This is a genomic window from Flavobacterium sp. HTF (genome assembly GCF_003105115.1).
GTDB lineage: Bacteria > Bacteroidota > Bacteroidia > Flavobacteriales > Flavobacteriaceae > Flavobacterium.
On record NZ_QETH01000149.1, the window covers coordinates 1 to 5,966 of the forward strand.

Here is a 5,966-nt window from a genome sequence, read left to right on the forward strand (position 1 = left end):
GAGTTTTTGGAAATCTGTGGGCGATGAGGGGTTCGAACCCCCGACCCCCTCGGTGTAAACGAGGTGCTCTGAACCAGCTGAGCTAATCGCCCTATTTTATTAGGCTGCTATCATTTTGTGATTGCGAGTGCAAATATACAGCTAGAATTCGTAATCGCAAGCTTTTTAGTAAAAAAATGCAATAAAAATTTCAATACTATATTTAGAAAGCTATTTTTCAGTCAATTAAAATTGAATAAAAATCGTCGTTTTCTTAATTGTTAGTTAAAAATAGAAAACTCAAAAGCGAATTCAGAATATTCTTTTTGTATTCATTTGCTATATCATACCTTTGCGTACCTTAATTGTAAATAAACATGCCAAGATATCAAGAAAATGATTTACCGAAAGCTAAATTAGACTCGAATTCACTTCAAAAAGCCCTTCGGATTTTTAAATATGGGAAAAATCACAAATGGAAATTTTTTCTGGGCTTAATTTTTCTGTTATTAACTAGTGCCACTGCCCTTGCCTTTCCTAAATTAATGGGAATGCTGGTAGACTGTGTCACGAATAAAAACCTAAACAGGGCAAATGAAATAGCGGTTGCGCTGATTGTTATATTAATGCTACAGGCCGTTTTTTCCTTTTTCAGGATTTCGCTTTTCGTCAATTTTACAGAAAATTCCTTATCAAATATTCGCTTTGCCTTATACGAAAATCTGGTTAAACTGCCGATGTCATTCTATTCGCAAAAACGTGTTGGTGAACTAAACAGCAGAATAAGTGCCGATATTTCTCAGTTGCAGGATACTTTTACAACGACAATAGCGGAATTTTTACGCCAGTTAATCTTAATTATTGGAGGTTTTATCATCTTGGGAAATATCAGCCCGAAATTAACTTTGATGATGTTGGCTATTGTTCCAATAGTGGCTGTAGCGGCAGTTATATTTGGAAGGTTTATTCGTAAATACGGTAAAAAAACACAAGACAAAGTTGCGGAAAGCCAGGTTATTGTTGAAGAAACATTACAGGGAATCAGCAATGTAAAAGCGTTTGCGAATGAATGGTATGAAATTCAGCGTTATAAAAATAAGATCAAAGAAATCGTAAAAATTGCAATAAAAGGTGGTCAGTACAGAGGTTACTTTGCTTCGTTTATTATTTTATGTCTTTTTGGATGCGTAGTAGCAGTAGTCTGGTACGGCATCACTTTAACTATAAAAGGAGAAGTTGAAGGTGTCGGGGATTTGATCTCTTTTGTTCTTTATACGACTTTTATTGGGGCTTCTTTTGGCGGAATAGCCGAAATGTACGCTCAGATCCAAAAAGCAGTCGGAGCAACAGAACGAGTTTTTGAATTATTGGAAGAAGTTCCGGAAGATATTAAAGGAAAAACAAATTCAATAGAAAAAATAAAAGGAAACGTTTCTTTTAAAAATGTTGCTTTCAGTTATCCGTCAAGAAAAGAAATTCAGGTTCTTAAAAATGTTAATTTCACAGCCGAATTTGGTCAGAAAATTGCAATTGTCGGACCAAGTGGTGCCGGAAAATCTACTATTTCATCATTACTATTACGTTTCTATGATATCACTTCGGGAGAAATCAGCGTTGACGGAAAAAATATTTATGAGTACGACTTAGAAGACCTTCGTGGCAATATGAGTATCGTTCCGCAGGATGTAATCTTGTTTGGCGGAACCATTAGGGAAAACATTGCTTACGGAAAACCAACTGCTACAGACGAAGAAATTATTCAGGCGGCAAAACAAGCAAATGCATTTAATTTTGTAGATGGTTTTCCTGAGAAATTTGAAACATTAGTTGGAGAACGCGGTGTAAAACTATCGGGCGGACAACGCCAGCGTATCGCAATTGCAAGAGCTTTGCTTAAAAATCCAAGTATTTTGATATTAGATGAAGCTACTTCTTCATTAGACAGTGAAAGCGAAAAACTGGTTCAGGAAGCATTAGAAGTTTTAATGGAAGGAAGAACAAGTATTATTATTGCACACCGTCTTTCGACAATCAGAAATGCAGATAAAATCCTGGTTCTGGATAATGGAGAAATAACGGAAGAAGGAACGCATCAGGAATTGATAAACCTTGAAAATGGAATTTATAAAAACTTAAGTAATTTACAGTTTAGTAATTCTTAATGTAGAAATTTCAAAAAATAAATTTGAACAACAGTAAATAGGTGAAGCAAATTATACTTATAATTTGACAAAGACCATACAATCTTTTCATACTGAGGAAGGAAGGATCTTCGTGACTAGCTCTATAAAGATTGGTAATTGCAGGCACTGAGTTTCTTGTGAAGATCCTTCGTTCCTCAGGATGACAAGATTGTGCATAGAGAATAAAAAAACTCCATTTGCGACGCAAATGGAGTTTTTTTTAGTAAAATCTAAAATCTAATCCCGAGGCTTCGGGACTAAAATCTAAAATCTAAATTCAGACTATTTTCCTTTTCTGCGTTTACGTTCAGCTTTGATCATTGATAATTCACGGCTTGTCTGACCTGCAACAGAAGTGTTTTCCTCAGCACGGCGAATCAGGTATGGCATAACATCTTTTACCGGTCCAAACGGAAGGTATTTGGCATCATTATATCCATTTTCGGCTAAGTTATAGCTGATATTATCACTCATTCCGTATAACTGTCCAAACCAGATTCTGTTATCGTTTTTAGCGATACCTTTTTCCTGCATCATTTCCATCAATTTATAAGAACTCAGTTCGTTATGAGTTCCGGCAAAAATTGACATCATATCCAGATGCTCTAACATATAATGTACAGCATTGTCATAATTTATATCTGTAGCTTCTTTAGAAACACAAATTGGAGAAACATATCCTTTTTCTTCTGCTCTTTTGTTTTCTTTTTCCATATAAGCACCACGAACCAGTTTCATTCCAATAAAAAAACCTTCTGTTTTAGCAACTTCGTGTAATTTTTTCAAATAATCCAAACGGTCCCAACGGTACATTTGAAGGGTATTAAAAACAATAGCTTTTTCTTTATTGTATTTGCGCATCATTTCGGTAACCAGATCATCAGCAGCATCCTGCATCCAGCTTTCTTCACCGTCAATTAGCAATGCAACATCTTTCTTGTGCGCTTCGCTGCAGATTTTATCAAAACGGGCTACTACCCTATTCCATTCTTGCTGTTCTTCTGCAGATAATGTTTGTTTTTCTCCTAGTTTCTCATATAATTCAAAACGTCCCAAACCTGTTGGTTTAAAAACTGCAAAAGGAATTGCTAAACGTTCTTTTGCAAATTCTACCGTTTTTAAAGTCATTTCCAAAGCGGCGTCAAACTGCTCTTCTTCCTCTTTTCCTTCAACCGAATAATCCAGTACGGATGAAACACCTTTAGTAAACATTTTATCTACAACTGTAATGCAGTCATTTTCGTTTACACCACCACAAAAGTGGTCAAAAACGGTTGCACGGATTAATCCTTCTACCGGTAAATGTGCCTTAAGTGCAAAATTGGTCACTGCTGTTCCTATTTTTACTAAAGGCTCACTGTCAATCATTTTAAAAAGAAAATAAGCTCTGTCAAGTTCTGTATCACTCTTTAGCGAAAATGCAACTTGAGTGTTATCGAATATTTTTTCCATTCTAGGTTGTTTTTTGTGCAAATATAGCGAGTGTTTTGAATATTATTCACCAAATGATATCTTAATTTTTTATATCTTTAATGTCCTCAAAAATACTTTTAAAACAAAAAGTAAGATTTTGCTTATATTTTATATACTTTTGCGAAAAAAAAATATAATTCAAAATGAATACAAAAGTGGATCATATTATTAATGAGTTAAAAGGAAAACAATCAATACCAAATTTTGTTGTGCTTTTCTTTGTTATTTCTCTTCTGGCAATAGACTTTCTTCCCTATTTCAAAAGCATGGAAATCATTAATCCGCAATTTTTATATTTGGCAGTACTGAATCTTATTGCAGGGATCTATTTTTATTTCAATGCGAACCTTATTTCGAGTCAAATCCTTCCCGTATTTAAAAAAAGTTATGTTTTTAGAATTTACCTGATTTTCCTGCTTCTTTGCGGAATAACTTTTTTTTCAGCTAAAAATACTTCACTTGTCTTAACTAAGTTTACGGAAATAGCGATTGTATTTTGCCTGTTTGTCAACCTTTCTGTTTTACTAAAAAACAAACTTGATCTTTTTTATAAAATTGTCTTTATAATCTGCATAAGCGCTTTTTTACAATCCTGGCAACAGCTTTGTCATTTTATTATTATACCGCGACATGCTTCTATTATGGATCTTTTGGGAGCTATGAAAGGGAATACCGGAAATATAAATATATTGGCAGCCAGCCTTACCATCAAAGTTCCATTTCTGTTAGTGGCTATCAGTCAATTTAAAACTTATAAAAAATGGTTTTCTATTGTGGTATTATTTTCAGTAATGGCAGTCATTTTTTTAACAGGGGCCAGAACTCCGTTGATCAGTTTGTTTTTAATTTTTTCTGTTTTTATCATTTATATTATTAGGGAAAATTCATTTACCCGGTCAGCTTTCACCAATATTATATATTTAATTATTCCGGTATTAATTGCTGCTTTGTTTTCAAGTACCATTTTTGAAAAATCAAAGGATAAAAGCAGATACGTTTCCATTGCAGATAAAGTGGAAAAATTCAATGCAGAAGATGCTTCTTCTAAATTAAGGCTGATATACTGGGGGAATGCCATTAAATTGAGCCAGAAAAATCCAATTACAGGTATAGGTCTTGGTAATTATCAGGTGGAGTCTATCCCTTATGAAAAAACAGCAGCAGATGGTTTTATAGTATCATTGCATACGCATAATGATTTTCTGGAGATCATGGCAGAAACAGGCGTATTAAACGGTCTTATATACCTTACTCTTTTTATTTTTATTGTTGTTATTAATTTAAAGAAAATATTAAAATCAGAAGATTATAATATCAGGGTAATCGCAATATTAACTTTGATGCTTGTTATTGTGTACGGAATTGATTCATCGCTAAATTTCCCAATGTACAGGCCAACTATGCAGATATTTTTTGCTCTTATGTTAGCTTTTACCGTGGTAAACAATTCAAAATTGAATATTGAATATGCTTCTAAAAATCAATTTGCAATTAAGATGGTGTGCTCTGTTTTGATAATAACAGCAATTGTTACCAGTTATTCTGCTTATTTAATTTACAAAGCGTCACATCTTGAATATTTAATTGACATGGATAATATTAATTTAAATGAAAAAGGGAAATTAAGCGGAGACGAAGTTGTAGCCTTAATTCCAAAATATCCGAATGTTTTAAGCACTTCAGAGGCATTCTATGAATATGCGGCAATTTATTACATACGTGAAAAAAATTATGAAAAAGCTTTAAAATGTTTCTCAAAGGCTTCTAAAATCAATCCATATAGTGGCCGAATAGATTTTTACAAACAAACAATAGCCGGAAAAACTGGAAAAATTGATAGCGCATATATTTACAGTAAACAGGCATTTTATTTACGCCCACGAAATTATGATCTGTATAAAAGTGTTAATTATTACTCTTTATTAAAAAAAGACACCGTTGAATTGCTTAAAAACCACGCACTTTTTTCAAAATATAAAAACATTCCTGAAACCTGGAACGCAGTGGCAACCGCATTGCAAAATTCGGGTGCCGGGTATAAAAGAATAATCCGATTTGTAGATCAGGGATTAAAGAAAATGCCTAATGACAGTATTTTAATAAAGAAGAAAAATGAACTTTTAATTACCAGTTATCTTGAAGGCGGTCAGAATTTTGAAATGCAATCGGAATTAAGTAATGCTCTAAAATCTTATGAAAAAGCTTTAAAAATTGATCCCGGAAATATTTATATAAAACAAAATATCGGGTTCAATTATTTCAAACAAGGCCAAAATAAAAAAGCGATAAGCGCTTTACTCGATGCATTAAAAAATCCAGGGCTGAATGACG

The 5,966-nt window shown here is 33.4% G+C and carries 3 protein-coding genes and 1 tRNA gene; 2 read left to right on the forward strand and 2 right to left on the reverse strand.

Going from position 1 to position 5,966, the window contains the following annotated elements; genetic code table 11:
- Window positions 1-17: 17 nt before the first annotated feature.
- Window positions 18-92, reverse strand: a tRNA-Val gene (locus DCO46_RS21995).
- Window positions 93-356: 264 nt separating this feature from the next.
- On the opposite strand from DCO46_RS21995, the gene DCO46_RS22000 reads away from it, so the two are divergent.
- The gene (locus DCO46_RS22000; RefSeq protein WP_116754615.1) at window positions 357-2,141 is read left to right on the forward strand and encodes an ABC transporter ATP-binding protein; all 1,785 of its coding nucleotides are present in this window, start codon (window positions 357-359) and stop codon (window positions 2,139-2,141) included.
- 303 nt (window positions 2,142-2,444) lie between these two features.
- Here DCO46_RS22000 and DCO46_RS22005 read toward each other — a convergent pair whose 3' ends face one another.
- Entirely contained in the window at window positions 2,445-3,614 is a 1,170-nt protein-coding gene (locus DCO46_RS22005) for a proline dehydrogenase family protein (protein ID WP_116754616.1), read from the reverse strand.
- A 164-nt stretch (window positions 3,615-3,778) separates the two neighbouring features.
- Here DCO46_RS22005 and DCO46_RS22010 point away from each other — a divergent pair.
- The coding region (locus DCO46_RS22010; RefSeq protein WP_133244625.1) for an O-antigen ligase family protein at window positions 3,779-5,966 on the forward strand (2,188 nt) is incomplete at its 3' end.